We start from the raw sequence: 26,436 nt of genomic DNA, 5'->3' as shown, positions 1-26,436 counted from the left end.
CAGAGCCCGGCGCGCGCTTTGCCCGCCGGCTGTGGCTGCAATCATGGCGACGTCTCTCCTGGGCTGCAGCCAAACAGCCGAACAGATAACGCTGAACGTGGCACACAGCCTGGATATTAAACACCCTGTCCATTTGGCCCTTGAGCAGATGAACGAGCAACTGCACGCGCTGTCCGAGGGTCAAATGCGCTTACAAATCTACCCCTCGGGCCAACTGGGTAGCGAGCGCGAGGTGATTGAGCTGTTGCAAATCGGCAGCCTGGCGATGACTAAAGTCTCAGCCAGCTCACTTGAAGCCTTTGTGCCCCAAATGAAATTGTTTAGCCTGCCCTATTTGTTTGAAGACTCAGCACATTTTTGGCGCACGCTCGAATCGCCGCTGGGCCAAGAACTTCTGGCTGCGGGAACACCTTATCGTATTCGAGGTCTGGGCTACTACGATGCCGGCAGCCGCAGCTTTTACGCCACGCACGCACCCGTCTACAGCCCCGCCGATCTCGCCGGCCTTAAGATTCGCGTGATGAACAGCCAAAGTGCCGTAAATATGGTGCGCGCCATGGGCGGCTCTGCAACGCCTGTGTCCTGGGGTGAGCTCTACACTGCGTTGCAGCAGGGCGTGGTAGATGGCGCAGAAAATAACCCTCCCAGTTTTTATCTGTCCAAGCATTACGAAGTATCCAAATATTACACGCTCGATGAACACACCACGATTCCAGATGTCATCGTCATCGGTACCCACGCATGGAATCAGCTAAACCCGCAACAACAGCGTTGGTTGCAGCAGGCCATGCGGGCCTCCACAGATTACCAGCGCCAACTCTGGTCGCAGGCCACCGAAGACGCCCTAGTGGCCGTGGCCCAAGCCGGCGTTAAAATTATTCACCCCCATAAAACCCCATTTCAGCGCAGCGTGGCGGCCTACCTCGCAAAGCAAACTGAGCTGGCGCCGCTCATTGCTCGTATCAAGGCACTAGCTGAAGCACCGACGAGTCACACAGAGGAGCCGCTCAATGACTAAATTATCCGCCCTTTGTCGGCCTATCGACAATTTTCTATCGCATTTTTTAAGCACACTACTGGCGATTCTAGTGCTGACGGTGAGTTGGCAGGTACTCACCCGCTACGCCTTCAATGTGCCCAGTTCAGTGACCGAAGAAATGGCGCGGTTCCTCTTAATTTGGATTGGACTATTGGGTTCTGTGCACGCCTATCGGCAAAAAATGCATTTAGGCATCGACCTGCTTACTCAAAAAATCAGACCATGTGCACAGCGTCGCCTCCACTTCCTTGTGCATGCCTGCTGCGCCCTGTTTGCGCTGGCAATTTTTGTCGTTGGTGGCGGGAATCTGATGTTGCTCACTTGGGACCTGGGACAAACCTCGCCCTCCTTGGGTCTGCCCATGGCTGCGGTGTATGCAGTACTTCCAACCAGTGGCGTGCTGATGTGCCTGTTCAGTGCCGAGGCCATGCAACAGCCAACCACAATAGCGGGAGCGCACTAACATGGCCCTAACGACACTGGTACTTATCCTGTGCTTTTTCATTCTTCTGGCAATAAACGTCCCTATCGCCATTGCCATTGGGCTGGCGACACTTGCTTCGCTATTGGTGACCATCGACCCGCTGCCAGCGGTGACGACTATTGCGCAACGCCTTAGCGCCGGCATCGATAGCTTTGCGCTGCTCGCCATACCGTTCTTTATACTTTCGGGATACTTGATGGGTCAGGGCGGCATTGCGCGCCGACTCATCGACTTTGCGCTGGCCATCGTGGGGCGATTGCCTGGCGGCTTAGCCTTTGTCAATATTATTGCCTGCGCATTGTTTGGTTCTATTTCGGGCTCTGCCGTCGCCGCCACCTCGGCCATAGGTGGGTTTATGATTCCAGCCATGAATCGCGAGGGCTACCCCAAAGCCTTTAACACCGCCGTAACTGTCACCGCGTCGACCACGGGTATGCTTATCCCGCCGAGCAATATATTGATTGTATATTCGCTCGCCAGCGGCGGCGTCTCCATTGCGGCGCTGTTTATTGCCGGCTATTTACCCGGCCTATTGGTGGCCAGCCTGTTGATGGCTGCGGCCTTTATATACGTTAAGCGCAGCGGTATTCGACCCAAAGCTAGCCTTGTTCTGGTATCCCTGCGCCGTGGGCTCATAGGTGCACTGCCCAGCTTGCTGCTAATTTTTTTGGTGATTGGCGGCATCATTCTCGGTTGGTTTACACCCACAGAGGCCGGCGCCATTGCCGTACTCTATGCGCTGGCGCTCGCCGTCGGCGTCTACCGAGAAATATCTTTAAAGCAACTGCCAGAGATTTTGGCCAAATCGGTGATAACAACATCCATCGTGATGCTGCTGATCGGGGCGTCGGCCGCCATGTCGTGGTTATTGTCCTTTGCGACCATTCCGCAATTTATCAGCGCGGGCCTACTGGCACTCACAGAAAATGAAGCGATTATTCTACTGATCATTAACGGATTGTTATTAGTTATTGGCACCTTCATGGATATGACACCGGCGGTGTTGATCTTTACCCCTATCTTGCTGCCCGTTGCCGAAACATTGGGTATGTCACCCCTGCATTTTGGCATCATGATGATTTTGAATTTATCGATCGGTCTGTGTACGCCACCAGTGGGCAGTGTGTTATTCGTGGGCTGCAGCATTGGCAAAGTCAGTATTGCTGACATTATTAAACCCATAATCCCATTGTATCTCGCCATGCTGGCGGCGCTGGCTCTGGTGACCCTGGTTCCGCAAATCAGCGAGTGGCTGCCAAGCCTACTGGGCCTGATTTAACGCCAAATAAATATTTTTTGCACCTTGCCGGCGCTGAGCCACGGCTGCACTCGTATCACTTTGCGAATTCAGCCGCGGCTCAGTTAGCCGGCCTTTTTACGCAACTACCGGCGCGCGGTTAAGCCAGTAGGTATTGCACCGAATACAAACCCAGCATGCCCGCGGCAACCGCACCTATGACCGAATTGACACGAATACCCACGGCAAAGGCGAGTAGCGCCGCTATTAGCCGCGCAGGGTCCGGCTCGCCACCGGTTGCCTGGGGCCAGATAACCATAGGCGTGATCAGTGCGGGCAATACCGCCACCGCCACGTAGCGTAAATGACGCTGAATCCACTCGGGTATTTCCCGGTTACCCACAATGCCTAAAAACGAGAACCGAATGAGATAGGTTCCAAGCCCGAGGCAAATAATCACGATCCATAGGGTTGTCGTATCAATGTTTTGCACGGCGTGCCTCCAGCCAATATTCGGATTGTGCACCGGCAGCCATTGCGATAAAGCCCGTCACAATCAACCAGAGGTTGTAAGGCATCCACGACAGCAATAGCGCGCACACCACCGACACCAGTGCGGCGATCATGTGCGGCAGACTGCGCAACATGGGCGCAACCAGCGCGATAAAACAAATAGGAATGGCAAAGTCTAGCGAATAGGATTTGGGTATTGCCTGCCCCACCAGTGCACCCATGGCAGAGCATCCATACCAGAAGGGACAAATTACTGCAGCGCAGCCAAAGTAATAGGCCAGCTTCTCGGCAAGTGAATAGTTGCGCTCTGTCTGGTATTTTTTAATGGCTACCGCAAAGGATTGATCTACCATGAAATAGGCCGCCAATGCCCGCACGCCCAATGGCGCCTTCCCTAAATGGGGAACCAACGCGGCTGAGTACATTGCCATGCGCAAATTCACGGCGAGTGCTGCGACTATGACAACGAGCGTAGGGGCCTGCTCAGTGAGCAATGCGAGCGCGGTAAACTGGGAGGCGCCCGCAATCACCAAAATTGTCATTGACAATACTTCGATCAAATTCAGACCCGCCTCGCTGGCCACCACGCCAAACAATAGTCCAAAGGGCGCGATAATCAGCACAAAGGGGCTGCAATCCCACATACCCTGCCAAAATGCTCGCCTTGTCAAATGGGCCATTTACGCTCCTCACCTATAGCTGTCGTCGTAGGACGAATGGCTCGCGCTATCGCACAACATTAAAGTGCGCAACCCTGGAATTGGATTTGCCGCACTACTCTAGCGGGCGCGGGCGTCTAGCAACAATGTGATGCGATAGCAGACCGGCAGATAAATCAGCCAAAACCCACTTAGGGCCAGCATCGCGAGAGCGGTATTGGGAAAGAAAATTGGCGTAAATATCGCGCCACCCCAATAGGAAAAAGGCGCAATTAATGCGCCCAATAGGGCAGCCCAGAAGGCATGGTGCTGTAGCCAAGCAAGGCTGTGATACAGGGTAGACATAAATAATGGCCACATGGCCGCTAACCACAGGGGGTAGCCGCCGCTTGCCCGCAGTATCCCCACTTCAAACCAAACCCAATCCGCGGCGATGCCCAACGCGCTGCCAACAAAGATTAACATTGCTTCGCGGCCAGGTGTCTGGGCGATGAATGTAAAGTGCAGCACCAGATAGACGCCTACTATCAGTACCGCTGCGGGACTATGGGTAACAATCAATGCCCACCAAAGACACTGAAAGCTCAGGGCATTGACAATGGTGCGTGCGCGCGAGCCAAGCCATTTATCTCGCACGTTGGGCGACAAGCAATGGCAATGCTGGAAGTTGTCGCGCAAGCGGTTTGGCCATTAAGATTTGACCGGTACTAATGACTCGCTCGCGAAAGCCGCCTTCGCAATAGCTCAGATAAAAATCCCACATGCGCACAAACACTTCGTCAAAGCCGCAACTGCGCACGTCGGCAATGGCCGCCCAGAATCGGGCACGCCAGCGCGCCAGGGTTTCAGCATAGTGAAATCCTATGTCCTCCAATCCAATAAACTGCATGTCGGTATGGTTGCGCACACAGTCGGCAATGACACTAACAGAAGGCAAGGCGCCACCGGGAAATATGTGACGCTGAATAAAGTCTACATTCCGGGTGGCAAAGTCAAAGCGCTGATCGGCAATGGTAATGGCCTGAATAAGCATCAACCCCTGTGGCTTCAACAGCCTGGAGCAAGCGGAAAAATAGGTCGGGTAGTATTTGTGCCCCACCGCTTCAATCATTTCAATAGAGACAAGCTTGTCGTATTGGCCAGTGAGATCGCGGTAGTCCTCTAACAGGAGTGTAATTCGGTCTTGCAGACCTTCGCGCGCCACCCAAGCGCAGGCGTAGTCGTACTGCTCTTTGGAAATCGTTGTTGTGGTCACACGGCAACCGTAGTGCTTGGCCGCGTAAATTGCCATCCCTCCCCACCCGGTGCCGATCTCCAGCAGGTGGTCGTCTGGGGTGAGCTGCAGCCTCTGGCAAATACGCGCTAGTTTTGCCAAGGCCGCCTGTTCGAGACTGCTTTCTTGCGATTCAAAAATTGCGGCGGAGTACATCATTGTAGGATCGAGAAACAGTTCAAAAAAATCGTTCCCCAAATCGTAGTGCGCGGCAATATTTTTGCGCGATCCCGTGCGAGAATTTTCCCGCAACCAATGAAAACCTTTAAGAGCAAGACTTTTCAGGTTGGTCCAGCCGGCATCTAGGCCATTAGTGGTCTGCAGGTTGGCGCTCATCACCCGCACGACGCAAACCAAGTCAGGGCTACTCCAGTGACCGTGCATATAAGACTCACCCGCACCGACTGTGCCAGACGTGAGCAACGCCAGGTAAAAATCGGGATTATGTACATGCACCACGCCATGCAGCGGCGCCAGTGGATCGCCAAAGCAATGTCTCCGACCGCGTTCTTCAATCACCAGATGCCCATGGGCCAGTGAATCCAGCGCTTTAAGCACCAGGCGCCGGCTCAAACGCTGCAGTGGGCCGAGAGACATCTGCCGAGCCTGGCCGCGCACTTGCGTTGCCGCGCCCGAAACGGATTCTGCCTGCGCGTGGGTCGCTTTGTTTACTGAAGCCATCTAGCTCTCCTGCGAATTATGAGATACATACTTGGGTTGAATCACGCAAGCATCGGTTTGGTCTGTGTGCGCACTGGTATCTTTGACAATAGCTGTCCGCGCGCCCTGACCAGCCTTGGCGCTATCGGTTGATTGATAGCGGTAGAAATGCGCCCCCTTTATCCACAGGCGCAGCGCTTGCCAATAAATGGCCAGCAGCACCTTAAGTGTCATCCAGGGAAAACGCAGCGCCAACCCATTTAACACACTGCGGCTGGCGGGCTCGCGCTGCAACACCAGACTCGCCTCAAAAACCTTTCGGGTGCTAGGTAATTCCTCCGGCTGCAAGTCGCCTTGCGCGTGATTCTGCAAGACAATACGCACATCGTTGCCGGGCAGATGTGTGCGCCATCGATAAAATTGCTGTAATTGCATAAATGGAGACACGTGTAATTCCTTGCCGAAAGACACCCACTGATCGGCCGCGCCGCGCCGGTAGTCGAGTACATAAACATGGCGCTTATCCCAGGGCGTATTGGTCACTTCTGCAAGCACTGCCTGCAGCGCGACGCCGCTGGCATCAAACACGTAAAAAACGGTAATGGGATTCATGCGCACCCCAAAGCACCGCGGGTTAGTCAGCATACGCACGGGGCCGGCGGGGCGAAAACCCAAGGCGGACTCCACTTTGTCCAACACCGCCTGCTTAAGCGACACAGCCGGCGAGCCGAAGTAATCTTTGCGGCGAATCCAAAACAGCGCGGGCCAAGTACAGGACCAAAAGCACGAGCGGCCACACAGTAAATCCAGCTCGTCCAGATCCAAATAGGCCATGAAAACTTGATAGGAAAACCGGTGCGCTTTAGGTGCCCAGCGCGCATGCATTAGCCGGCCGCTATAGATGCCGCTGGCCAGCGCCTGTGTCGCCCGTTGAGCACCGATATTTTCTACCATGGGCAACCCAAACCTTCGGCAACGCGAATACCACTCACTACGCCATCTTCGTGAAAACCGTTTGCCCAGTAGGCACCGCAGAACCAGGTGCGATTCACACCGTTGATCTCTTGCCAGCGCTGTTGCGCCCGCGCGCCTTGAACCGTAAATACCGGATGGTGGTAGCGATAAACGCCTAATATTTTCTCCGGATCGATAGCCTGGGTGTGATTGAGCGTCACGCAAAAGGTGTGACGGGAAACCAATCCCTGCAAAATATTCATGTTGTAGGTGAGCACCGGGCGCTCGTGCGGCGCCCCGAGTTTAGGGGCGATCAGGCGAGTGTTCCAACTGGCCCAGGCCGCACGCCTAGACGGCAATTGCGCACTGTCTGTATGCAGCACCACGTCGTTGGCCTGATAGGGAATAGCGCCCAGTATCGAGCGCTCATCGTCTGTGGCATCGGCGAGGAGATTTAACGCCTGATCCGAGTGGGTACCTATGACGACCTGATCAAACCGATGGGTTTCCCCGTCCTCACAGACGATGTGAACACCTTCGGAGCGACGCGCGATGTGTGCAATGGTCACACTGGTACGAATCCGATGTTTAAAGCCCTTTGTTAGCGGTTCGAGGTAGGCGCTGGAACCGCCCACTAAGGTATGCCACTGCGGCCTGTTGGTAACACTCAGCAAGCCGTGGTTGTGAAAAAATCGGATAAAAAATGCGGCGGAAAATTCCAATATCACCTGATCGCCCGATGACCATATCGCCGCGCCCATGGGAACCAGATAATGGTGAATAAATTTTTCACCGTAGCCATGGCTTTGCAAATATTCGCCCAGGCTGACATGGGCCGCTATGCGGTTATTTTGCCAATCGGCAAGCGCCTCTCGGTTGAAGCGCATAATGTCGCGCAGCATGCCCCAGAAGCGGGGCTTCAGTAGATTGCCGCGCTGAGCAAATAAGGTGTATATATTGGTTCCACTGTACTCCATGCCCGATGCGTCATCGGTCACGCTGTAGCTCATTTCCGTGGGACGCGACTGCACCCCCAGCTCGTTCATCAAGCGAATAAAGCTTGGATAAGTCCAATCGTTAAAAACGATAAAACCGGTATCGATAGCGTGATTTTCCTCGTCGAGACACACAGTTTTTGTGGCCGTGTGGCCGCCAATGCGATCATCGGACTCAAAGACCCATACCTCGTGTTGACGGGCCAACAGGTAGGCGGCCGTTAGGCTGGAAATACCGGAGCCAATTATGGCAATTTTCACACACGCTCCTTAGTGCCCGCCCAGACGCGGCAATAATGCCCACCTGGCGATGGCAGTTAGTTAATACAAAGTCCTGGGTTTTCGTTGTAGGCCGGGCGCAATGAATCTGTCCCACACCGGTCGCAGGCACTGCAAAACACGCAATGGCCAAGCGAGCCTGCGGGGAAACCGGTGCACGCGTTTGCGTTTAGCAACCGCCCACAGAATTTCATCCGCCGCCCGCTGTACGGTCACAATGCCGGGCATTGGAAAATCATTTTTATCCGTCAACGGCGTTGCCACAAACCCCGGTTGCACTCGGGTGACATCTATACCCAATGGCACCAGATCGATGCGCAAGGTATCCATTAGATAATCAACTGCCGCCTTGCTGGCGCCGTAGGCCTCGGCCCTGGGAAAAGGTAGTAGGCTCGACAGACTCGACACCGCAATCACTTGGCCATTGCGCGCACGCTGAAGCAATGGCAGGGCCACACTTAAGCTGTTCACCACCCCTTGTACATTGGTTGCAAATACCCGCTCAAACAGCACGGGTTCCAGCTTGGGCAAATCCACGTATTCGCAGGTACCAGCGTTCAAAATCGCAATATCTATAAAGTCGGTGATGGCCGCCATATCTTCGGCCACCTGTTCGAGCGCTCCCGTGGCACTGACATCAAAGGGCAATACGGACAGCTGACCTGGACGTGCGCCCTGCAGCGCTTCCAAAGATTCGCGCCGGCGGGCGCTAACGATGACGTGGTTGCCCCACTGTAAAAGTTGCTCAGCTATCGCTTTACCGATACCCCTAGAGGCGCCCGTTACCCAAATGCATTTGCCGGTAATCACGCAGCATTCGCCTCTAGTGGTTGCTTGCGCGCCGGCGTCACCGCCAGACGCTTGCGCAGGTACCGCACCACACGACCCAGTAGCGGTAAATGTTCGTACATCAGCGCGCCCATGTCGTAATGGTCATCGTGGCGTACGATTTTGCCGTCCTGCACCCACAGCCAGCTGACGCCCGGCACGCCAATGGGCTCACCGCCGCGCAGGCGCGGGTGTTCAAAGACCATGCACCAACGAATGCACAGCTGATCTCCACTGTTGACGACAGACTCAAATCTGAATTCACAGCGGGTGAGGTTTTGGCACATATCAATAAAATAGGCGCGAATGGCATCAAGCCCTACCACCCTGTGCACGGGGTCGTTAAATTCCGCATGGGGGGCATAAATTTCCGGCAGCAGTGCCACACTTTTCTCGGAAAAACAGCGGTAACAGGCCTTAAAATTATTGATTAGCGGCTCCAACACCTACCTCCTTAAATATCGCGTTTGCGTCGCGGTGCCCGCGGCCCCTTCTGACTTACCTCTACGCGCGACCCACAAACTCGGATCATTCTGCACGCTGCACTCAAATAGTTCGCACGACGGCGCACCGCGCCGGTCTGAATTAAGGTATAGACTAAGCAAACTGAGCAGCTCTGCCGGAGGGACGCGCAAGTGATCCAAGGGCGCGCAATGCGCGTAACAGGGGCAAGCGGGTCGCAATGACGGCACCTCCACCGCGCTCCGGCGCTTCAGTAGCTTCTCAGGAATAGCCAGACTATGATGGCCATTAACCCCAGAACCACACGGCCCACCGAGGCCTGTCGAGAGATTCGCTCAGCGCGTCGGAGATCGCCTGTGAATGAAGCCCCCCAGCGGGATGACCAGTGGAGTCTAGCGCTCCTGCAAATCGCCGAGCGGCGCTGCCGCGCGAGCTTCGCCCAGTTTTTCCAGCATTTTTCGCCACTGTTGAAAGGCTTTTTGATGAAGGGCTCGCGCTTGAATGGCGCCCAGGCCGAAGAGTTGGTGCAAGAAGTCATGATTAAGGTGTGGAATCGCGCCAGCCAGTTTGACAACAGCAAGTCTTCGGCCACCACCTGGCTGTACACCATCGCCCGAAACAGTCGAATTGATTGGCTGCGCCGGCAGGCCAATGCGGAAACCGAAGAATTGATCGCCGACGACCTCTACGAAGACGAAAGCGCCGAAACACCCTTTGTACAACTACAGCAAGCGCGCGACCAGCAAACGGTAGCGGCGGCCCTTGCCACACTGCCGGACGAGCAATCGCTGGTGCTCAAAAAAGTGTACATGGAGTCCAAATCGCATTCAGAAGTGTCTAACGAGCTGGGACTGCCACTGGGTACGGTCAAGTCGCGTGTGCGCTTGGCCCTTAAAAAATTACAGGACGTGGTTGGCCGCGAAGCCACCCCGTGATGCAGGCATGCGAATGCAAGGTAAGTCTATGATCAAGTATCACCCCGACGATAATCTGCTCCTCGAATTCAGCGCCGGCACCCTGGCCTTTGCGCAAAGTATTGCGGTGTCGTCGCATTTACATTTTTGTCGCCATTGCCAGCAGCGGGTCGACCGACTAACGCAGGTGGGCGGCACCTTGATGCAAGATGCAGAGGCCATCGCCGTCAGCGACGACCTGCTCGACAAGGTTATGGAGCAGCTCGACGCAGCGCCCGATGCACTCACACCCCGTGCACGCACCGCCCACAACGGCCGAATGCCCCGCGTTATCGATAAGCTCATGGCACAACAGGGGAGCGTCAAGTGGGAATTTTTGACGCCTTCGTTAGACATGGCCCGTCTGCGCACTGGGCAAAACGAATTTGAAGTGGCGCTGCACCGCATCAAAGCGGGCGGCAGCGTCGCCGAACACGATCACCGCGGTACCGAAATTACCCTGGTACTCGACGGCAGTTTTTCGGATGAAAACGGCATTTACAACGAGGGCGATTTTCTGGTGCGCGAAGCAGGCCAGGTGCACCGGCCTCTGGCCAGTCGCGATGCGCCCTGCATCTGCCTATCGGTAGTGGCTGCGCCCGTGCGCATGACCGGTGCCTTGACGCGCCTGCTCAACCCCTTCCTAAGCTTTAAGCCTCAGTAGTTGGCGCCATTACCGTGCAACTGGCACGGGCTTGCGCCAATTGCTTGCTGCCTGCATAAACTACCGCATCCACAAACAGTAGTCTGCGCGTTTGTTCGGTCAACACAGCCTCTACCTCAAAGTGGGATAAATCCGGTGTAATCGGCCGAATGTAACTGGTGTTCATCTGCGTCGTAACCGAGGGCGGTGCCACTAAAAACGTCAACGGTCCCACCGTGTTATCAATGGCACCCACAATTAGCCCCCCCTGCATGTAGCCCATGGGATTGGCAAACTCTGGCCGCACGGGAAAGCGCACGCGCAAGCGCTTGGCGGCGGCATCAAAGGTCAAAAATTCGCCGCCCATGGTCGTAAAACACGCGGGGGGAAACGTCAGCCCCGCACCGGGAAAGCGCGCCTTAAGCAATTGGTTGATGGCCTCCGCCGTCTGTTCCATTTTGTAGATCTCTCCAGTCAGAGGAAAAAGGAAAGCGCCATACTAACCCCGGCAGCGGCTCCTGCCAGTGACACTATCGCTCAAAGTCAGCGGTCTTTCCCGCCCCTTATCGCGCGCTAAACCAGTAGCGCCAAACCACCACTGTCCCGGCGCTGTGTGGGTGCGGGGCGATTCACGGTGCAGTCCATATTGTTTGCACATTTGCCGCTTACCATGGTGTGCAAGCTTGGCGACAGGTCGCCAGCGACCCTAGAACACGCCGTGGAGCACTGAATCATGCAACGACACCTTCAAGCGCATGCACTGAACACCAGCCTGGGCCTACTGCTGGCCGCAGTACTCATCGCCTGCGGCAGCGGCAGTCGCGACAGTGCAGATATATCGAACGACACTGGCAACGACACCCAAACAACTGGCGGCCTCACCGCCGGCGTACTGTGCGACTACAGCGATACAACGCTCAATACCCAGACCTCGCTAAACTACACCAGTACAGCCATCTGGACCTGTACCGCGAGCACCCGCGAACTGGTTGCCAACGGCATACCCGATCACCCAGTGGGCGACTTTCCCAACCCCGCCAATCCCAATACCATCAGCGAACAATCGGTGACTGCCAGCTACACCCTGTCGCCGGCAAGTGGCACTAGCGCCACCCAATTGGGCGGTCCCAGAGGGGCGGCAGGCTATGTACTCAACGGAGTAAAAATTGACGCCAACACAGCCGGCTCCTGCAACGATAGCGGCACCTATTGCAGTCTGATAGATCACAGCGGCAACTGGTCCATTGAAGCCCTTGGTCAAACCCAATTCGACTTTGGCACCGACGCCAACAACGCCCACGTCCAACCCGACGGCGCCTACCATTATCACGGCATACCAGAAGGATTTGTGGCCAAACGCGGTGGTAACAGCAGCACCATGACACTCATTGGCTGGGCCGCAGACGGCTTTCCAATTTACGCGCGCTATGGTTATAGCGTGGCAGACGATGCCCAATCCGAAGTTAAAATTATGACCGGCAGCTACCAACTGAAAACAACCATCAGCGCCAATCGCCCGTCCACCGACACCTATCCGCTGGGTACCTTTCTGCAAGATTGGGAATACGTTGCGGGGTCCGGCGACCTAGATGAGTGCAATGGTCGAGTGGGCGTCACGCCAGAGTTTCCAGCGGGCATTTACCACTACTACGCCACCGACAGCTATCCCTATTTCCAACGCTGTGTCAAAGGCGCGCTCTGAACCACGCTGACACCAACCTCCACTGATCGAGCGAAACACTATGTCGTTGTCACATCACACACGCGGCACCCGCACCTACCGCTTCGCACTGCTGCTGTTTTTGCTAACCGCAGCCGGCCCAATGCACGCACACCTAATGGTGGCACAACAGGGCACCTTAAATTTTACCCGAGACGGTATCTATGTGGTGCTGTCGTTGCCCGCCGATGCTTTTACCGACCTAGATGCCAACGGCGACGGTAGCATTAGCCACGACGAAACCGACCAGTTTAGGCCGGCCATAGCGCGCGCCGTCGACGAGCACATTAGCCTGCGCGCCGGAAATCGCGCAATAACCTTACAAGATTTGATTGTCTCGCCAGTGCAGGAGCACCGGGGCGACCCAGCGACTGTGCAACAGATTGTGGTAATGGGAGTTTTCAAACTCGAGGACGCAAACACACCTGTGGTTTTTTATAATGGCCTCTATGGCAAAACTGCAGCAACGCAACGCCTACAGCTAACCGCCAAACACGCACTGCTCAAGCGGCAGATTCACTTTGTGGTCACGCCTTCGGCGCCCACCAAAACCCTGCTCTTTGACACACCACAAGCGCGCCAGTAATTGTCCGCGCCGACTGGGCGTGCAGCGGAGCAATTGGCGGGCCAGGTCGCCACAGTGTCCATGCGCCTGCGCCTACGGGGTGCTCGGCTGAACTAGCGAGTCCGTCGCACCAGCTCCAATTGCGACGGCGAGTCCTCGCCGCCCTTGCGATAGGCCTCGCGCCGAATCATGCGCTCTGCACTCAAGAGCTCAAAGGCCAAATACACTTGGTGGCTGGCCTGTTCGCTCGCCAGATTAGTAACATCTTGTAGCGCGAAGGAAAGCGGCTGCGCGCCTGCGTGTTGTTGCTGCCTTAGCCGAGGTTGATTACCCTGTGGACAGTAATGGGTTGCCAGTATCGCATCGCCATCGAGATGGTAAACGGTGCTTGAGTGCAGCGCGCCTTTATAGTGCCAATTTTCTACCAGCACACTGCCCTTGGCCGTCAACTCAAAGGCGATGTAAAAGTCCCCATTGCCGCCTTCTTTTTGCCACTCGCCCACCAAAGATTTGAGTTTCTCAAAATCTGCGTAGGGCGACCGGTCACTCGCCTGCAATGCCCCTGCTGATAGTAAACACAGCAAAATGCCACCCATAAATTTTATGGCGTGTAACAACCCTCTGCCCTTCCTTTTCTCCGCTAGCTTTAATTGCATGTTTCGCTGCTGGCGCTAGCTCGTCGCGCCACAGGATTCTCGCACAATGAGTTTTGGCGGCATGAGCGTGGGCGTCACCGCCTCGCCGGCCACAATGCGCAACAAATTATCCACCAGCATTGTGCCAGCCAAATTCGTATCTTGCCGAATAGTAGACAGCGACGGGGTGATGTAGGCGGCCGATTGGATATCGTCAAACCCCATGACCGACACGTCGGCGCCCACCTGCTTGCCTGCCTTTTGCAGCGCGCGCAGGGCGCCAATGGCAATGAGATCGCTGGCGGCGAAAACCGCATCAAAGGCAACGCCGGCGCGAATGAGATTTTGCACCGCTTCAAAACCCAGTGTTTCAATGGTTTCTGCGGCCACCAATAATTCCGGCGCATGCTCAATTCCGGCACCATTTAACGCTCGGCAAAAGCCCTGATAACGGGCGCGAAATTCTGGACTGTTGGCCGAGGTATCGCCCAAAAATGCAATGCGCCGGCGGCCCAGATTCACCAAGTGTTGTCCCGCTAGAAAGCCGCCCTCTTCGTTGTCGCAGCCGATCGAGCAGCCGGGCTGATCGGGATGCACCGCGCCCCAGCAAATAAAGTGGGCACCGGCATCCAACAAATGACGCAAGCGCTCCACATAGCTGTCGTAGGCGCCGTAGCCAAGCAAAATCAAGCCGTCGGCGCGGTGTGAATCTTCGAAATCCCGATGCCAGTCTTCGCTCTGCTGTTGAAACGTCACCAATAAATCGTAGCCCTTGGCGGCGGTGGCCCGAGTTATCGACCCCAGCATAGACAGAAAGAACGGATTGATGTGCGACTCATCGGTAGTGGGATCCTCCCGAATCAGCAGCGCCAACGTGCGGCTGGATTTCGCTCGCAGATTGCTGGCTGCTTTGTCGACCTTGTAATTCAATTCGCGCGCAATGGCTTTGATTTTTTCCCGCGTTTCTAAACTTACCAATGGGCTGTCGCGCAGCGCGCGCGACACGGTGGACTGTGATACGCCGGCACGATAGGCGATATCCAGTGAGGTTGGCCTGCTATCTTTCATCGCTAGTGATTGCTCGTAGGTTTCATTATGTTTGTAACACCCTAGGCCAAGGCGCGCGCGGCAACCCTGGCCAATGTGTCTGACCGTCTGCGCGGCCTCCATGCAGGTTATAGAAAGCCACGCCTTCTGCCAAGCGTCAGGCTATAATGCTCCGCTTTCGAATAATCGCGGGGATAGCGCAAACCTATCTCCTAGCTCAAGAGATTCCCAATGCCCTGGCTCCAACTCATTATCCACACCGACCGCACCCAAGCCGAAGCCATAGACGAAGCGCTGCTAGAGGTGGGGGCCGTCTCCGTCACACTGCAGGACGACGCCGATCAACCCATATTGGAGCCCAACCTGGGCGAGACGCCCCTGTGGGACGCCACGCGAATTACCGGCCTGTTCGACGCCGATATCGACACCCAGGCCGTTTTATTGGCACTGCTGGCGCAACTGCCCAATCCACCGCAGCAATTGCGCTGGGAGCAGCTGGAAGATAAAGACTGGGAGCGCGAGTGGATGGAAAACTTTCAGCCCATTTGCTGCGGCGAGCGCCTGTGGGTTTGCCCCAGTTGGAAAGAACCGCCCCAGGCGAGTGCCGTCAACCTCATGCTGGACCCAGGCCTGGCCTTTGGCACCGGCACCCACCCCACCACGTTTTTATGCTTGCAGTGGTTGGACGCGCAAACGCTGACCGGCCAACAGCTGGTAGATTTTGGCTGCGGCTCCGGCATTTTGGGCATCGCGGCACTGCTGCTGGGCGCGCGCCAGGTAGTGGGCGTGGATATCGATCCACAGGCCCTGCTGGCCACTCGCGACAACGCCGGACGCAATGGCCTGCCCTCCGACGCCATGCCCGTCTACCTGCCCGACGATGCACCCCATGGCCAGGCGGACCTAGTGCTCGCCAACATTTTGGCCGGGCCACTGGTATCGCTGGCCGAGACCTTGAGCGGCCGAGTCAAAGATGGCGGCAGCCTGTGCCTGTCTGGCATTTTGGCCAGCCAGGCGGAAACAGTCATGGCGGCTTACCCGCAGTTTGACTTTGATCCAATTGCGCAAAAAGAGGAGTGGGTCAGACTTACGGGCCGCAAAGTTCGCTAGAATCGCGCCCGCCAACACCTGTAGAGCGCCACCGGCGCACCGATAAACGGCCGCCACCCTGCGGGGCGGCTGCCGTGGCGCGATTTACCTTATCCACCACACAGACTAAACTCTGCACGCGCGCGCACTTTTGCCCCGTGCAATAGTTGGGGCGGCACCCTATCCGTGCCGCCCAACCAGATAACGCTCAAGCCGTAAGGATTACGCCGCTTATGACCCAATTCGTGACCCGCTGCCCCAAGTGCAGCACGTCATTTCGCATCACTCAGGCGCAAATGGACCGCGCCAAGGGTGCCGTGCGCTGTGGATCTTGCCTGCAGATCTTCCGCGCCGCCGACAATCTGGTAAAAACCCCCGCTAAAGCGGCGCCAACCGCAGCCAAACCCGCCGCTCAACCAGCCCCCAAAACCGTACAACCCAAGCCCCTGGCTACCGCCGCCAAAGCCGCTGCACCGGCCAAACCGGCCGCGGCGACCCCCGCCAAGGCTGCGCCCTCGGCACCGGTAGAAAAAAAACCAGCGGCGGCTGCCAAGCCCAGCGGCTTACAATTTAGCCAGCAGGCCATCGACGACGAGGCGGAGTGGGACGACGACCAGCTGATTCACGACGACCTCTTTGACGAGGACGAGCCCGACCGCACCGGCGAGCTGTCCGAGAGCTTTTTCGACATTTTCGAGCCCCGCAAGTCCAGCAATCAGCCGCAAAAGTCCCTGTTTGATCGCGAAATCAAACCGGCGGAACCGGATGATGACGAAGACAAAGAGCGGCCCGATGAATCCTGGGCGCTTAGCATTCTGGAAGAAGCCGAAGACGAAAGCCGCGAAGCCCAGAAAAAAGCAGCCAAGCAAGAGGCCCCGGAAACATACTCGCGGGCCACCACCGGCACTTTCACCGCGCTCTCGGATGCCGACCTGGAAGCGGCACTGGACGACAATTTCAACATCACCGGCCAGCAGGCGGCACTGGATGAGGCCACCTTTGACAGTGCGCCCTACGACCACGATTACGACGAGCCCACCGATAAAAAGGCCCCCGTTTTTCAATTGGCCGAAGACGAGGACGACACTCGTCGCGAGCCCCTGTTTACCGAAATGGAAGAGGTGGACGACGAACCCCACCTGCGCGCCTACGACCCGGAGCGCCGCGCCGCGCTGCGCGCTATCGAGCCCGAGCCGCTCGAATTTGGCTTCCACGTTGAGGCTTCGCCCTGGCCCAAGCGCCTGTTGTGGAGCGGCCTGTCGCTCCTGGGGCTAGTCCTCTTTATAGGCCAGTTGTTTGCCTACAATATCGAACAGTGGGGCCGCCAAGAGGCTACCCGCCCCTACTACCAAACCTTTTGTCCGCTGCTGGGCTGCACGCCACCGCCCATGTCGGACCCGCGTCAGGTACAGGCTTCCAACCTGGTGGTGCGCTCGCACCCACGCTTGGCAGACGCCCTGTTGATCGACGCCGTCCTGCTGAATAAAGCCCGCTTTAATCAGCCCTTCCCGCTGCTGGAAATTCAATTCTCAGACCTGCAGGGCAATCTGGTAGCGGCCCGCAAATTCAGACCTAAAGAGTACTTGGGCGGCGAGCTGGCAGGTCAAACCATTATGCCCAGCAATCAGCCCGTTCACATTGCACTGGAAATTCTGGACCCGGGCCAGGAGGCCGTGAACTACACCGCACGCATTGTCCAGTAAGCCCTGATCCCGCGCCGGCCAAGCATATTTGGCCGGCAAAAACCAGATTAAAATTTCACCATTTTGTGTATTTTCTGCTTTTAACCACGCCCCGCCTGCGGGTATCATAGCTGCCCTTTTCGCGCAGGCCATTTGGCTTGTGCTGTCGTCTAAATCATTGCCAGACCAGGGTGTTTACGTGTTTAACATCGGCCATCACATCATCGATAGCCAGGCGGTGCTCGCACCCATGGCCGGGGTGACCGATCTGCCATTTCGGAAGCTGTGTTTGCGCTTCGGCGCGGGCTTGGCGGCCTCTGAAATGGTCACGAGTGACATCCGCCTTTGGCACAGCCGCAAATCCAGTCTGCGCCTGGCACACGACGACGAGGCGACACCCAGGGTGGTGCAAATTGCCGGTGGCGACCCGGAGATGCTCGTGCAGGCGGCCCAGCTCAATGTGGCCAATGGCGCCGAAATCATCGACATCAACATGGGCTGCCCCGCCAAAAAGGTCTGTAAAAAAGCCGCAGGTTCAGCCCTGCTGGCCAATGAGCGACTGGTTGCCGATATATTAACGGCCGTGGTCGCTGCAGTACCTGTGCCGGTCACGTTGAAAATACGCACCGGCAGTGATCCAGATCACCGCAACGGCGTCGCCATCGCCCGCATGGCCGAGCAGGCGGGCATAGCGGCATTGGCCGTGCACGGTCGTACCCGCGCCTGCGCTTTTCGCGGCCAGGCGGAATACGACACCATTGCGGCCATTGCGCAATCGGTGGCTATACCGGTATTGGCCAACGGCGATATCAGCACAGCCGAGCAGGCCCGCCAAGTGCTCGATTACACCGGCGCCCAGGCAGTCATGATTGGTCGGGCAGCGCAGGGGCGTCCCTGGATATTCCGGGAGATAAATCACTACCTGCGCACCGGCGAGCCATTGGCCGAGCCCAGTGCCAGTGAGGTACAGCACTTGTTGTGCGAACACCTGCAGGCATTGGAAAACTTTTACGGCCCCGTCATGGGGCCGCGTATCGCCCGCAAGCACGTGGGCTGGTATTTAAAAACGCATCCCGGTTCGGAGGCGTTCAGAAAAACGTTTAACAAACTTGAGTGTGCAAAACAGCAACATGCCAGCATCCAACATTATTTTGAGATGCTGAGATTGAATGAGGATAAAGCAGCATGAATACACTGGAACCTTTTATGGCAGAGGCACCCGCCAAAGAAACTGTAGTAGACAATTTCTCGGGGATCAGTGCTAACCAATCGCTGCGCGATTGTGTAGACCAAGCCATGGAAAATTACTTCCGCAATTTAGATGGCCAGCCCGTTACCAACGTGTACGACATGGTCATGGCTGAAGTCGAAGCGCCGATGTTGGAAGTGGTGTTGAAATACACCCGCCACAATCAGACCAAAGCGGCGCAGGTGCTGGGCCTTAACCGTGGCACGCTGCGCAAGAAATTAAAGCAGTACGGCCTGCTGTAACGCACACATAGTTTTAATTTAAAGGGGTGGTTTCACCCCTTTCGTTTTTCAGCCCCACAAACGTTAGGACACCCTCTATGAGCTCTGACTTGGTTCAGATACAACGCGCGCTCATCAGCGTTTCAGATAAAACTGGTATTGTGGAATTCGCTCAGGCGCTACACGCCCAGGGCGTGGAAATTCTCTCCACCGGCGGCACGTTTAAACTTCTCAAAGACAGCGGCATCCCAGCCATTGAAGTTTCCGATTACACCGGTTTCCCCGAAATGATGGACGGTCGCGTTAAAACCCTGCACCCGAAAGTGCACGGCGGTATATTGTGCCGACGCGGCACCGACGAAGCTGTCATGGCCGAGCACGGTATCAACGCCATTGATATGGTGGTGGTCAATCTCTACCCCTTCGAGCAAACCGTGGCCAAAGCCGACTGCTCGCTGGCCGACGCCGTTGAAAATATCGACATTGGCGGCCCCACCATGGTGCGCGCAGCCGCGAAAAATCACGCCCATGTAAACATCGTGGTCAACGCCGCAGACTACAATCACATCATTGCAGAAATGCAGGCAAACAACGGCGCAACTCGGCTGAAAACCCGCTTCGATCTGGCCATTAAAGCCTACGAGCACACCGCCGCTTACGATGGCGCCATTGCCAATTACTTTGGTCGCTTGGTGGACGGTGGCAGCGAACACTTTCCGCGCACCTTCAACACCCAATTTAATAAAGTTCAAGAGTTACGCTACGGCGAAAACAGCCACCAGAAGAGCGCCTTCTATGTGGAAAAAGCCCCCGCCGCCGGCACTATTGCCACCGCCAAACAATTGCAGGGCAAAGAACTCTCTTACAACAACATCGCCGACACCGATGCGGCGCTAGAAACTGTCAAATTGTTTGACGCCCCCACTTGTGTCATCGTCAAACACGCCAACCCCTGCGGCGTGGCCAGCGCCGACAACCTGCTGGCCGCATACGAGCGCGCCTTTGCCACCGACCCCGAATCGGCCTTCGGCGGCATCATCGCCTTTAACCGCGAACTGGACGCAACGACAGCCAGCGCCATTGTAGAAAAGCAATTTGTCGAAGTAATCATTGCCCCCAGCGTCGCCGCCGACGCCGTAGAGGTCGTGAAGGCCAAGAAAAATGTGCGCCTGCTCGCCTGTGGCGCCTGGGCCAATAACGGCCATGCGGGCATCGCCGCACTGGATTTCAAGCGCGTTGCCGGCGGTCTGCTGGTACAGGATCGCGACAGCGACAGCATCACCGCCGCCGATTTGAAAGTGGTCACCAAAAAAGTGCCCACCGAAGCTGAAATGCGCGACTTGCTGTTCACCTGGCGCGTGGCCATGATGGTGAAATCCAACGCCATCGTATACGGTAAAGACAACGCCACCGTGGGCGTGGGCGCCGGTCAAATGAGCCGCGTGAATTCTGCGCGCATTGCCGGCATAAAGGCGGAACATGCAGGCTTGGCGGTACCTGGTTCGGTCATGGCATCGGACGCCTTCTTCCCCTTCCGCGACGGTATCGACAACGCCGCGGCTGCCGGCATTGCCGCGGTGATTCAGCCTGGCGGTTCCATGCGCGATGAGGAAGTCATTGCCGCGGCCGATGAGCACGGTCTGGCCATGGTGTTTACCGGCACTCGGCACTTCCGCCACTAATTTGTTTAAAAGCGTGTCTTTTTCACGCTGGCTGCGTCGGTGCTGTGCTCAGTTGGTTGCGTACAATTTGTACGCGCCCGCCTTGCGCGCAGTACCTTCTTGCCAGCGCAAAAAAATCCAAGGCTTTTACTCCAAATTAGCAAACCGCTCTAAGAAACGAGACAAACCTTATGAATATTTTAGTGATTGGTTCCGGTGGCCGTGAGCATGCGCTGGCCTGGAAGGCGGCGCAAAATCCTGCCGTGCAAAAAGTATTTGTGGCGCCCGGCAACGCCGGCACGGAAACAGAATCCAAAGTGGAAAATATCGCCATTGGCGCCATGGAATTTGAAAAACTGGCCACCTTTGCCAAAGCCAACGACGTGCAACTAACCATTGTTGGCCCAGAGGCGCCGCTCGTGGACGGCGTGGTCGATTATTTTACCGGCCAGGGCCTACGCTGCTTTGGCCCCTCAAAAGGCGCTGCCCAACTGGAAGGCTCAAAAGCATTTACCAAAGACTTTTTAGCACGCCACGCCATTCCCACCGCCGACTACCAGAACTTTACCGAAGTGGAGCCAGCGCTAGTCTACCTGCGCCAAAAAGGCGCGCCCATTGTGGTCAAAGCCGATGGTCTGGCGGCGGGCAAGGGCGTCATTGTGGCGGAAACCTTGGCGCAAGCGGAGGCCGCCGTGCGCGATATGCTATCGGGCAACGCCTTTGGCGACGCCGGCTGCCGCGTGGTGATTGAAGAGTTTCTCACCGGCGAAGAAGCCAGTTTCATCGTATTGGTAGACGGTAAACACGTGTTGCCGATGGCCACCAGCCAAGACCATAAACGCGTGGGCGACGGTGACACCGGTCCCAATACCGGCGGTATGGGCGCCTACTCGCCGGCACCGGTAGTGACCCAGGCCGTGCATCAAAAAATCATGGATCAGGTCATCATGCCCACCGTGCGCGGCATGGCCGCCGAGGGCAACGACTACACGGGCTTCCTCTACGCCGGCTTAATGATCGATGCCGAGGGCAACCCGAAAGTCATTGAGTACAACTGCCGCTTTGGCGATCCAGAAACGCAACCGATCATGCTGCGCCTGCAATCGGATTTGGTGGGTCTGTGCAACGCGGCACTGGAAGGCAAACTGGATCAAACCTACGCCCAGTGGGACCCGCGCGCCGCCGTTGGCATCGTGCTAGCCGCTGGAGGCTATCCCGGCAGTTACCGCAAGGGCGATACCATTCACGGTCTGCCCCAAAAGGACACCGCCGGCGAAAAAGTATTTCACGCCGGCACCCAGTTGGTGGACGGGCAAGTGGTCACCAACGGCGGCCGCGTGCTGTGCGCTACGGCGCTCGGCAACAGCGTAAGCGACGCCCAGCAACGCGCCTATGCACTGGCCAAACAGGTTCGCTGGGATGGCAGTTTCTGCCGCACCGATATCGCCTATCGCGCCATCGCCCGCGAGCAGCAGAGCTGACTAAACAGGTCTGACGAATCGCGCAAAAAATAACGCCCCGCGAGTGCAACTCGCGGGGCGTTTTTAATACTTGGCTTAAATGTTTGTGTAACTCAGTCTGCTTGCACGCACCGCTCCTGCGCCCAGGCGCGCAACTGCGCCACCTGCTCGGCCATCACCACCGACAGTGGGTTAGTGTTGGCCAGTTCGTGTAAAATTTCCTGTACGCCGCAGGCCTCGCCCTTGGCGCGCGCGGAATAGATAGCCGAGACGATGGCCTGCTCGATTTCGGCACCGGAAAAGCCCTCGGCGGCAGCCGCCAAAATGGGCAGTTGAATAGCCAGCCGCTCCAGGCCTCGGCGCTTTAAGTGAATGGCAAATATCTGTTCGCGCACCTCGCTCTTGGGCAAATCCACGAAAAATATTTCATCCAGACGGCCCTTGCGCATCAGCTCGGGGGGCAGTGCGGAAATATCGTTGGCGGTGGCCACCACAAAAACCGGCGTTTTGCGCTCGGCCTGCCAAGTGAGTAGTGTCGCCAGCAAGCGCTTGCTGGTGCCGCTGTCGCTGCCGTCGGTGGACAGGCCCTTTTCCACTTCGTCCATCCACAGCACACAAGGCGCCATGCGATCGGCTAGCGCCAGCGCCTCGCGCAAATTGCGCTCGGATTCGCCGTGGTACTTGTTATAAAGCGCGCCAAAATCCAGGCGCAAGAGTGGCACGCTCCACAGACCGGCCACCGCCTTGGCGGCCAAACTTTTGCCGCTGCCCTGTACACCCAACAACATCAAACCCTTGGGCTTATCGGCCAGCGCGCCATCGACGAACGCCGAATGGCGGTTATTCAGCCAGGCTTTTAAGCGCGCCAGTCCGCCCACATCGGCAAAACTGGCAGTGTCAAACTCAAAGGACACTACGCCGTCGAGATTTAACAATTCAAATTTAGCTTTGTTAATCGCCGGCAGGTCGGAATCGGTTATCGCACCGTCGTCCACAATGGCTGAGCGCACCAGGGTGCGCACGTCGGCAAAACTAAGCCCTTTTAAATTGCTCACCATGCGCGCCAGGGTTTCACTGTCTGCACGCACTCGCTGCCCTTTGGCCGACCAGGCCTTGGCCTCTTCGCGAATGATGGTCATGATCTCTTCGTCCGACGGCATCGACAGGCTAAAGCGCGCCGCCATGCGCGACAATTCTGGCGGTAATTTGATGGCGTGGCTGACCAGTACCAACGTGTGCCGATTCTGGGCGTGGCCAATGGCGATGTCTTTCAACATTCGCACAATCTTTGGATTGCCTTCCAGGTAGGGGTGAAAATCGCACAGGATCACTACGGCGGGTTTTTCCACAGTTTTGAGGTGCAACAACACCGCGTCGGGTTCTTGGTGCGGCAGGGGCTCACCGGCCATCGGACTGAGCGACAATTCGCCGCCAAAACCTAGGCGCACCAATCCATCAGTGATAGTCCAACGATACACCGGGCGGCTGCGCAATCGGCCCCGCTCGCTGCTGCTGGCCTCCGATACGGCGCGCTGCACCGTTTCCAACGCGCGCAGTTCGTCAAAGGTTTCCAACAGCAACAGGGGCGTTTTGGACCCCAATAATAACGCCAGATCTCGAATATCGGTCACTACCCTCTCCTTGTGCTGCACGCGCGAGGCCAACGGCAATTGGGTTCGACCCGCGCGTGCTGAATAACTACAGACAGTGCAATAGTACCCTGTCGATGGCAGAAAAAAATCCTGAAACCCCGTAAACTAGCCCCTCATTTCAACTACATCATCAGGGCTATGATTCGACACAGTTTAATTGACCGCTGCCTGATAGAAGCCGATAAGGCGCTGCGCACGCTCGCCGGAGGCACCGCTCAGGCCCGACGCCCGTCACCCGCACGCGCACTGCCCGAGCCACCGCTGGCGCCGGCCGAAGAGCGCCACGCCGCCGGCCTGATGCGCGTTAACCACACGGGCGAAGTCTGCGCCCAAGCCTTGTATCAAGGCCAGGCATTAACCGCCAAATTACCGGAAGTGCGCCAGGAAATGGCCCAGGCCGCCGAAGAGGAAGTGGACCATCTAGCCTGGTGCGAGGAGCGCCTGCGGGAGCTCAACAGCCGCCCGAGCCTGCTTAACCCGCTGTGGTATGGCCTGTCGTTCGCGCTGGGCGCGGGCGCCGGCTTAGTGAGCGACAAGGTCAGCCTGGGCTTCGTGGCCGCCACCGAAGATCAGGTATGCAAACATTTAGATAGCCACCTGGCGTCGCTACCGGCAGAGGACCAGAAAAGCCGGGCGGTGGTTGCGCAGATGCGAGCCGACGAGGCCAAGCACGCCCAGGCTGCACTGGATGCTGGCGGGCTGGCCTTTCCCCCCCTCGTAAAAGGGTTGATGAGCGCATCAGCCACTCTCATGACTAAAAGCAGTTATCGCCTATGACCGAAACCGAAAAAGACGCCATTTACGCGCAACTACTTGCCAATTGCACCGCCTTAACCGCCGGTGAAACCGACGAAATCGCCTTGATGGCCACGCTGGTGTGTGAAATTCATCTGGCGCTGCCCTACAGTCACTGGACGGGCTTTTACCGTGTGACGGAACCCGGCATGCTGAAAGTGGGGCCCTATCAAGGCGGCCACGGTTGTCTGCAAATTGCCTTTGATCGGGGCGTTTGCGGTAAAGCGGCCACCGACAAAACCATTCAGCGCGTGGCCGACGTCAACAGCCTGCCGTATCACATCGCCTGCTCGAGCAGTACGCTATCGGAAATTGTACTGCCCGTGCTGGATGCCTCGGGCAATGTACGCGCGGTACTGGATCTAGACTCCAACGATCCGGCCGCCTTTAGCCCGGCCGACGAGCGCGGCTTGCAAGCGGTGCTGCAGCTTTTGGCGCCCGCCTTCGCCGCCTAGGTCCGATGCGGCGGTTGCCTTATTCGACCTCGACCACGTCATAGGAGTGGCTCAGCGCCACACCTGCGGCTTCTAGCATTACCGAGGCCGAGCAGTATTTGGTGGCCGACAGCTCGACAGCGCGCTTTACCTGAACCTCTTTGAGACCCTTGCCAGTCACGACAAAGCGCAGGTGTATGCGGGTAAAGGGCGAGGGTACGGCGTCGGCGCGCTCGGCTTCCAGCTCGACGCGACAATCGGTCACCGACTGGCGCGCCTTTTTCAATATACTGATTACGTCAAAGGAGGCGCAGCCGCCCAACCCCAATAAAATCATCTCCATGGGGCGCACCCCCATATTGCGGCCACCATGGTCTGCGGCACCATCCATCACCACGGGATGCCCACTGCCGGACTCTCCCAGGAACATCACGCCATCGACCCACTTCACTGTTGCCTGCATGTTCACCTCTTTGTCGCAAAAACCCGTGAAAGGCGCGCAGATTAGCACAAAATACTGTGTAGACCTTATCCCCGTCAGAAAATGGCGGCAACGCTGGACTCGCCGCCACAAACACGCCAGTATCCAACCAACGACTGGGTGCAAACGCCTACCAGTTCACACTATGGGAGGCTTTTACGACCGACAAAGAACCATCGGTCACTTGCTCGCTGGTACATAAACCCGATAAACGCCATAATCGGTGCCGGCCCACGAGGCCACACATAAAGCTTTTGGCAACAAGCGCAAGGGGTTACATTTTGGTCGCAGTATCTCTGACACCACACATAAAAAACGTGGACAAATTTCTGGAACATTGTCACCGGCGCCGCTACCCGGCGAAGACCACCATTATCTATGCCGGCGATAAAAGCGATTCGCTCTATTACATCGTCAAAGGCTCAGTTACCGTCCTAATCGAGGACGACGACGGCCACGAAATGATTGTGGCCTACCTTAACGACGGCGACTTTTTCGGCGAGATGGGTTTGTTTGAGAGTGACGACGAATCCCGCAGCGCCTGGGTACGCGCCAAAACCGAATGCGAAGTGGCCGAAATCAGCTACAGCAAGTTCCAGGAACTCAGCGAATCACACCCCGAGTTTTTATTTGCGCTGGGTACGCAAATGGCGAAGCGCCTACGCAACACCACCCGTAAAGTGGGCGATTTGGCGTTTTTAGATGTGACCGGTCGCGTGGCACGCACCCTGCTGGATCTCTGTAAAGAACCCGATGCCATGACCCA

General features: G+C 56.9%; 29 protein-coding genes. 16 read left to right on the top strand and 13 right to left on the bottom strand.

Translation table 11 applies throughout. From position 1 onward, the window contains the following. Window positions 1-43: 43 nt before the first annotated feature. Genes ACW8F6_RS17250 through ACW8F6_RS17240 form a run of 3 tightly spaced genes read left to right on the top strand, consistent with a single transcriptional unit; the run spans window position 44 to window position 2,802 of the window. A complete protein-coding gene (locus tag ACW8F6_RS17250; protein ID WP_491577129.1) occupies window positions 44-1,018 on the top strand; it encodes a TRAP transporter substrate-binding protein in 975 nt (324 codons plus the stop codon). After that, window positions 1,011-1,502 carry a TRAP transporter small permease gene (locus ACW8F6_RS17245; protein ID WP_491577128.1) on the top strand — a complete coding sequence of 164 codons (492 nt, stop codon included), beginning with the start codon at window positions 1,011-1,013 and terminating at the stop codon, window positions 1,500-1,502. Before ACW8F6_RS17250 ends, ACW8F6_RS17245 begins: the two co-directional genes overlap by 8 nt. 1 nt (window position 1,503) lies before the next feature. Then, on the top strand, window positions 1,504-2,802 hold the full coding sequence (locus ACW8F6_RS17240) for a TRAP transporter large permease (protein WP_491577127.1): 1,299 nt from the start codon (window positions 1,504-1,506) through the stop codon (window positions 2,800-2,802). Between the two features lie 118 nt (window positions 2,803-2,920). On the opposite strand, the gene ACW8F6_RS17235 is transcribed toward ACW8F6_RS17240, so the two are convergent. The 8 genes from ACW8F6_RS17235 to ACW8F6_RS17200 all read right to left on the bottom strand — a co-directional run bounded on the left by ACW8F6_RS17235 (window position 2,921) and on the right by ACW8F6_RS17200 (window position 9,367). After that, the gene (locus ACW8F6_RS17235; protein ID WP_491577126.1) at window positions 2,921-3,253 is read right to left on the bottom strand and encodes an AzlD domain-containing protein; all 333 of its coding nucleotides are present in this window, start codon (window positions 3,251-3,253) and stop codon (window positions 2,921-2,923) included. Next, complete coding sequence (locus ACW8F6_RS17230; protein WP_491577125.1) at window positions 3,240-3,953, bottom strand: AzlC family ABC transporter permease; 714 nt, start codon at window positions 3,951-3,953, stop codon at window positions 3,240-3,242. Before ACW8F6_RS17230 ends, ACW8F6_RS17235 begins: the two co-directional genes overlap by 14 nt. 99 nt (window positions 3,954-4,052) lie before the next feature. Continuing rightward, window positions 4,053-4,568: a DUF2878 domain-containing protein gene (locus ACW8F6_RS17225; protein WP_491577124.1), complete on the bottom strand. Its 516-nt coding sequence runs from the start codon at window positions 4,566-4,568 to the stop codon at window positions 4,053-4,055. Next, the gene (locus ACW8F6_RS17220; protein WP_491577123.1) at window positions 4,558-5,886 is read right to left on the bottom strand and encodes a class I SAM-dependent methyltransferase; all 1,329 of its coding nucleotides are present in this window, start codon (window positions 5,884-5,886) and stop codon (window positions 4,558-4,560) included. Before ACW8F6_RS17220 ends, ACW8F6_RS17225 begins: the two co-directional genes overlap by 11 nt. Further along, window positions 5,887-6,819 (bottom strand): DUF1365 domain-containing protein, encoded by a 933-nt coding sequence (locus ACW8F6_RS17215; RefSeq protein ID WP_491577122.1) that lies wholly within the window; start codon window positions 6,817-6,819, stop codon window positions 5,887-5,889. Further along, window positions 6,813-8,075 (bottom strand): NAD(P)/FAD-dependent oxidoreductase, encoded by a 1,263-nt coding sequence (locus ACW8F6_RS17210; RefSeq protein ID WP_491577121.1) that lies wholly within the window; start codon window positions 8,073-8,075, stop codon window positions 6,813-6,815. Before ACW8F6_RS17210 ends, ACW8F6_RS17215 begins: the two co-directional genes overlap by 7 nt. A 60-nt stretch (window positions 8,076-8,135) precedes the next feature. Further along, window positions 8,136-8,903, bottom strand: coding sequence for an SDR family NAD(P)-dependent oxidoreductase (locus ACW8F6_RS17205; RefSeq protein ID WP_491577120.1), 768 nt, complete (start codon window positions 8,901-8,903; stop codon window positions 8,136-8,138). Further along, window positions 8,900-9,367, bottom strand: a complete 468-nt coding sequence (locus tag ACW8F6_RS17200; protein WP_491577119.1) for a nuclear transport factor 2 family protein — start codon at window positions 9,365-9,367, stop codon at window positions 8,900-8,902. The genes ACW8F6_RS17205 and ACW8F6_RS17200 overlap by 4 nt, the downstream gene beginning before the upstream one ends. A gap of 372 nt (window positions 9,368-9,739) precedes the next feature. On the opposite strand from ACW8F6_RS17200, the gene ACW8F6_RS17195 reads away from it, so the two are divergent. Beyond that, window positions 9,740-10,318, top strand: coding sequence for a sigma-70 family RNA polymerase sigma factor (locus tag ACW8F6_RS17195; RefSeq protein ID WP_491577118.1), 579 nt, complete (start codon window positions 9,740-9,742; stop codon window positions 10,316-10,318). Between the two features lie 28 nt (window positions 10,319-10,346). Beyond that, window positions 10,347-11,000, top strand: a complete 654-nt coding sequence (locus ACW8F6_RS17190) for a ChrR family anti-sigma-E factor (RefSeq protein WP_491577117.1) — start codon at window positions 10,347-10,349, stop codon at window positions 10,998-11,000. Here ACW8F6_RS17190 and ACW8F6_RS17185 read toward each other — a convergent pair. Then, a complete protein-coding gene (locus ACW8F6_RS17185) occupies window positions 10,987-11,436 on the bottom strand; it encodes a PaaI family thioesterase (RefSeq protein WP_491577116.1) in 450 nt (149 codons plus the stop codon). The two genes, ACW8F6_RS17190 and ACW8F6_RS17185, sit on opposite strands and share 14 nt — an antisense overlap. 276 nt (window positions 11,437-11,712) lie before the next feature. Between ACW8F6_RS17185 and ACW8F6_RS17180 the strand changes: the two genes are divergently transcribed. Next, window positions 11,713-12,681: a YHYH protein gene (locus tag ACW8F6_RS17180; protein WP_491577115.1), complete on the top strand. Its 969-nt coding sequence runs from the start codon at window positions 11,713-11,715 to the stop codon at window positions 12,679-12,681. A gap of 40 nt (window positions 12,682-12,721) precedes the next feature. Continuing rightward, window positions 12,722-13,285, top strand: coding sequence for a hypothetical protein (locus ACW8F6_RS17175; protein ID WP_491577114.1), 564 nt, complete (start codon window positions 12,722-12,724; stop codon window positions 13,283-13,285). A 92-nt stretch (window positions 13,286-13,377) separates the two neighbouring features. Here the strand turns inward: ACW8F6_RS17175 and ACW8F6_RS17170 are convergent, their stop codons facing one another. Both ACW8F6_RS17170 and ACW8F6_RS17165 read right to left on the bottom strand, forming a co-directional pair. After that, window positions 13,378-13,920: a hypothetical protein gene (locus ACW8F6_RS17170; RefSeq protein WP_491577113.1), complete on the bottom strand. Its 543-nt coding sequence runs from the start codon at window positions 13,918-13,920 to the stop codon at window positions 13,378-13,380. Window positions 13,921-13,935: 15 nt separating this feature from the next. After that, a complete protein-coding gene (locus ACW8F6_RS17165) occupies window positions 13,936-14,967 on the bottom strand; it encodes a LacI family DNA-binding transcriptional regulator (RefSeq protein ID WP_491577112.1) in 1,032 nt (343 codons plus the stop codon). 210 nt (window positions 14,968-15,177) lie between these two features. On the opposite strand from ACW8F6_RS17165, the gene prmA reads away from it, so the two are divergent. The 6 genes from prmA (at window position 15,178) to purD (ending at window position 22,329) form a co-directional block, all read left to right on the top strand. Further along, window positions 15,178-16,056, top strand: coding sequence for a 50S ribosomal protein L11 methyltransferase (prmA, locus tag ACW8F6_RS17160; RefSeq protein WP_491577111.1), 879 nt, complete (start codon window positions 15,178-15,180; stop codon window positions 16,054-16,056). A gap of 212 nt (window positions 16,057-16,268) precedes the next feature. Then, window positions 16,269-17,738 (top strand): zinc-ribbon and DUF3426 domain-containing protein, encoded by a 1,470-nt coding sequence (locus ACW8F6_RS17155; RefSeq protein WP_491577110.1) that lies wholly within the window; start codon window positions 16,269-16,271, stop codon window positions 17,736-17,738. 178 nt (window positions 17,739-17,916) lie between these two features. Then, on the top strand, window positions 17,917-18,906 hold the full coding sequence (dusB, locus tag ACW8F6_RS17150) for a tRNA dihydrouridine synthase DusB (protein WP_491577109.1): 990 nt from the start codon (window positions 17,917-17,919) through the stop codon (window positions 18,904-18,906). A 17-nt stretch (window positions 18,907-18,923) separates the two neighbouring features. Then, window positions 18,924-19,208, top strand: coding sequence for a DNA-binding transcriptional regulator Fis (gene fis, locus ACW8F6_RS17145; RefSeq protein WP_042455827.1), 285 nt, complete (start codon window positions 18,924-18,926; stop codon window positions 19,206-19,208). 77 nt (window positions 19,209-19,285) lie between these two features. Then, window positions 19,286-20,869, top strand: a complete 1,584-nt coding sequence (gene purH / locus ACW8F6_RS17140) for a bifunctional phosphoribosylaminoimidazolecarboxamide formyltransferase/IMP cyclohydrolase (RefSeq protein WP_491577108.1) — start codon at window positions 19,286-19,288, stop codon at window positions 20,867-20,869. 170 nt (window positions 20,870-21,039) lie between these two features. Next, window positions 21,040-22,329, top strand: coding sequence for a phosphoribosylamine--glycine ligase (gene purD / locus ACW8F6_RS17135; RefSeq protein ID WP_491577107.1), 1,290 nt, complete (start codon window positions 21,040-21,042; stop codon window positions 22,327-22,329). 92 nt (window positions 22,330-22,421) lie between these two features. On the opposite strand, the gene ACW8F6_RS17130 is transcribed toward purD, so the two are convergent. After that, a complete protein-coding gene (locus tag ACW8F6_RS17130) occupies window positions 22,422-23,939 on the bottom strand; it encodes an AAA family ATPase (RefSeq protein ID WP_491577106.1) in 1,518 nt (505 codons plus the stop codon). 159 nt (window positions 23,940-24,098) lie between these two features. Here ACW8F6_RS17130 and coq7 point away from each other — a divergent pair, with 159 nt between their 5' ends. Further along, window positions 24,099-24,737: a 2-polyprenyl-3-methyl-6-methoxy-1,4-benzoquinone monooxygenase gene (coq7, locus tag ACW8F6_RS17125; protein WP_491577105.1), complete on the top strand. Its 639-nt coding sequence runs from the start codon at window positions 24,099-24,101 to the stop codon at window positions 24,735-24,737. Further along, on the top strand, window positions 24,734-25,210 hold the full coding sequence (locus ACW8F6_RS17120) for a GAF domain-containing protein (protein ID WP_491577104.1): 477 nt from the start codon (window positions 24,734-24,736) through the stop codon (window positions 25,208-25,210). The genes coq7 and ACW8F6_RS17120 overlap by 4 nt, the downstream gene beginning before the upstream one ends. Window positions 25,211-25,229: 19 nt before the next feature. Here the strand turns inward: ACW8F6_RS17120 and ACW8F6_RS17115 are convergent, their stop codons facing one another. Then, window positions 25,230-25,652: an OsmC family protein gene (locus tag ACW8F6_RS17115; protein ID WP_491577103.1), complete on the bottom strand. Its 423-nt coding sequence runs from the start codon at window positions 25,650-25,652 to the stop codon at window positions 25,230-25,232. 299 nt (window positions 25,653-25,951) lie between these two features. Between ACW8F6_RS17115 and ACW8F6_RS17110 the strand changes: the two genes are divergently transcribed. Beyond that, on the top strand, window positions 25,952-26,436 hold a 485-nt coding region (locus ACW8F6_RS17110), incomplete at its 3' end, for a cyclic nucleotide-binding domain-containing protein (RefSeq protein ID WP_491577102.1).

The sequence above is a fragment of the Simiduia sp. genome (assembly GCF_058345725.1).
This window is presented reverse-complemented; position numbering and strand designations above follow the sequence as displayed.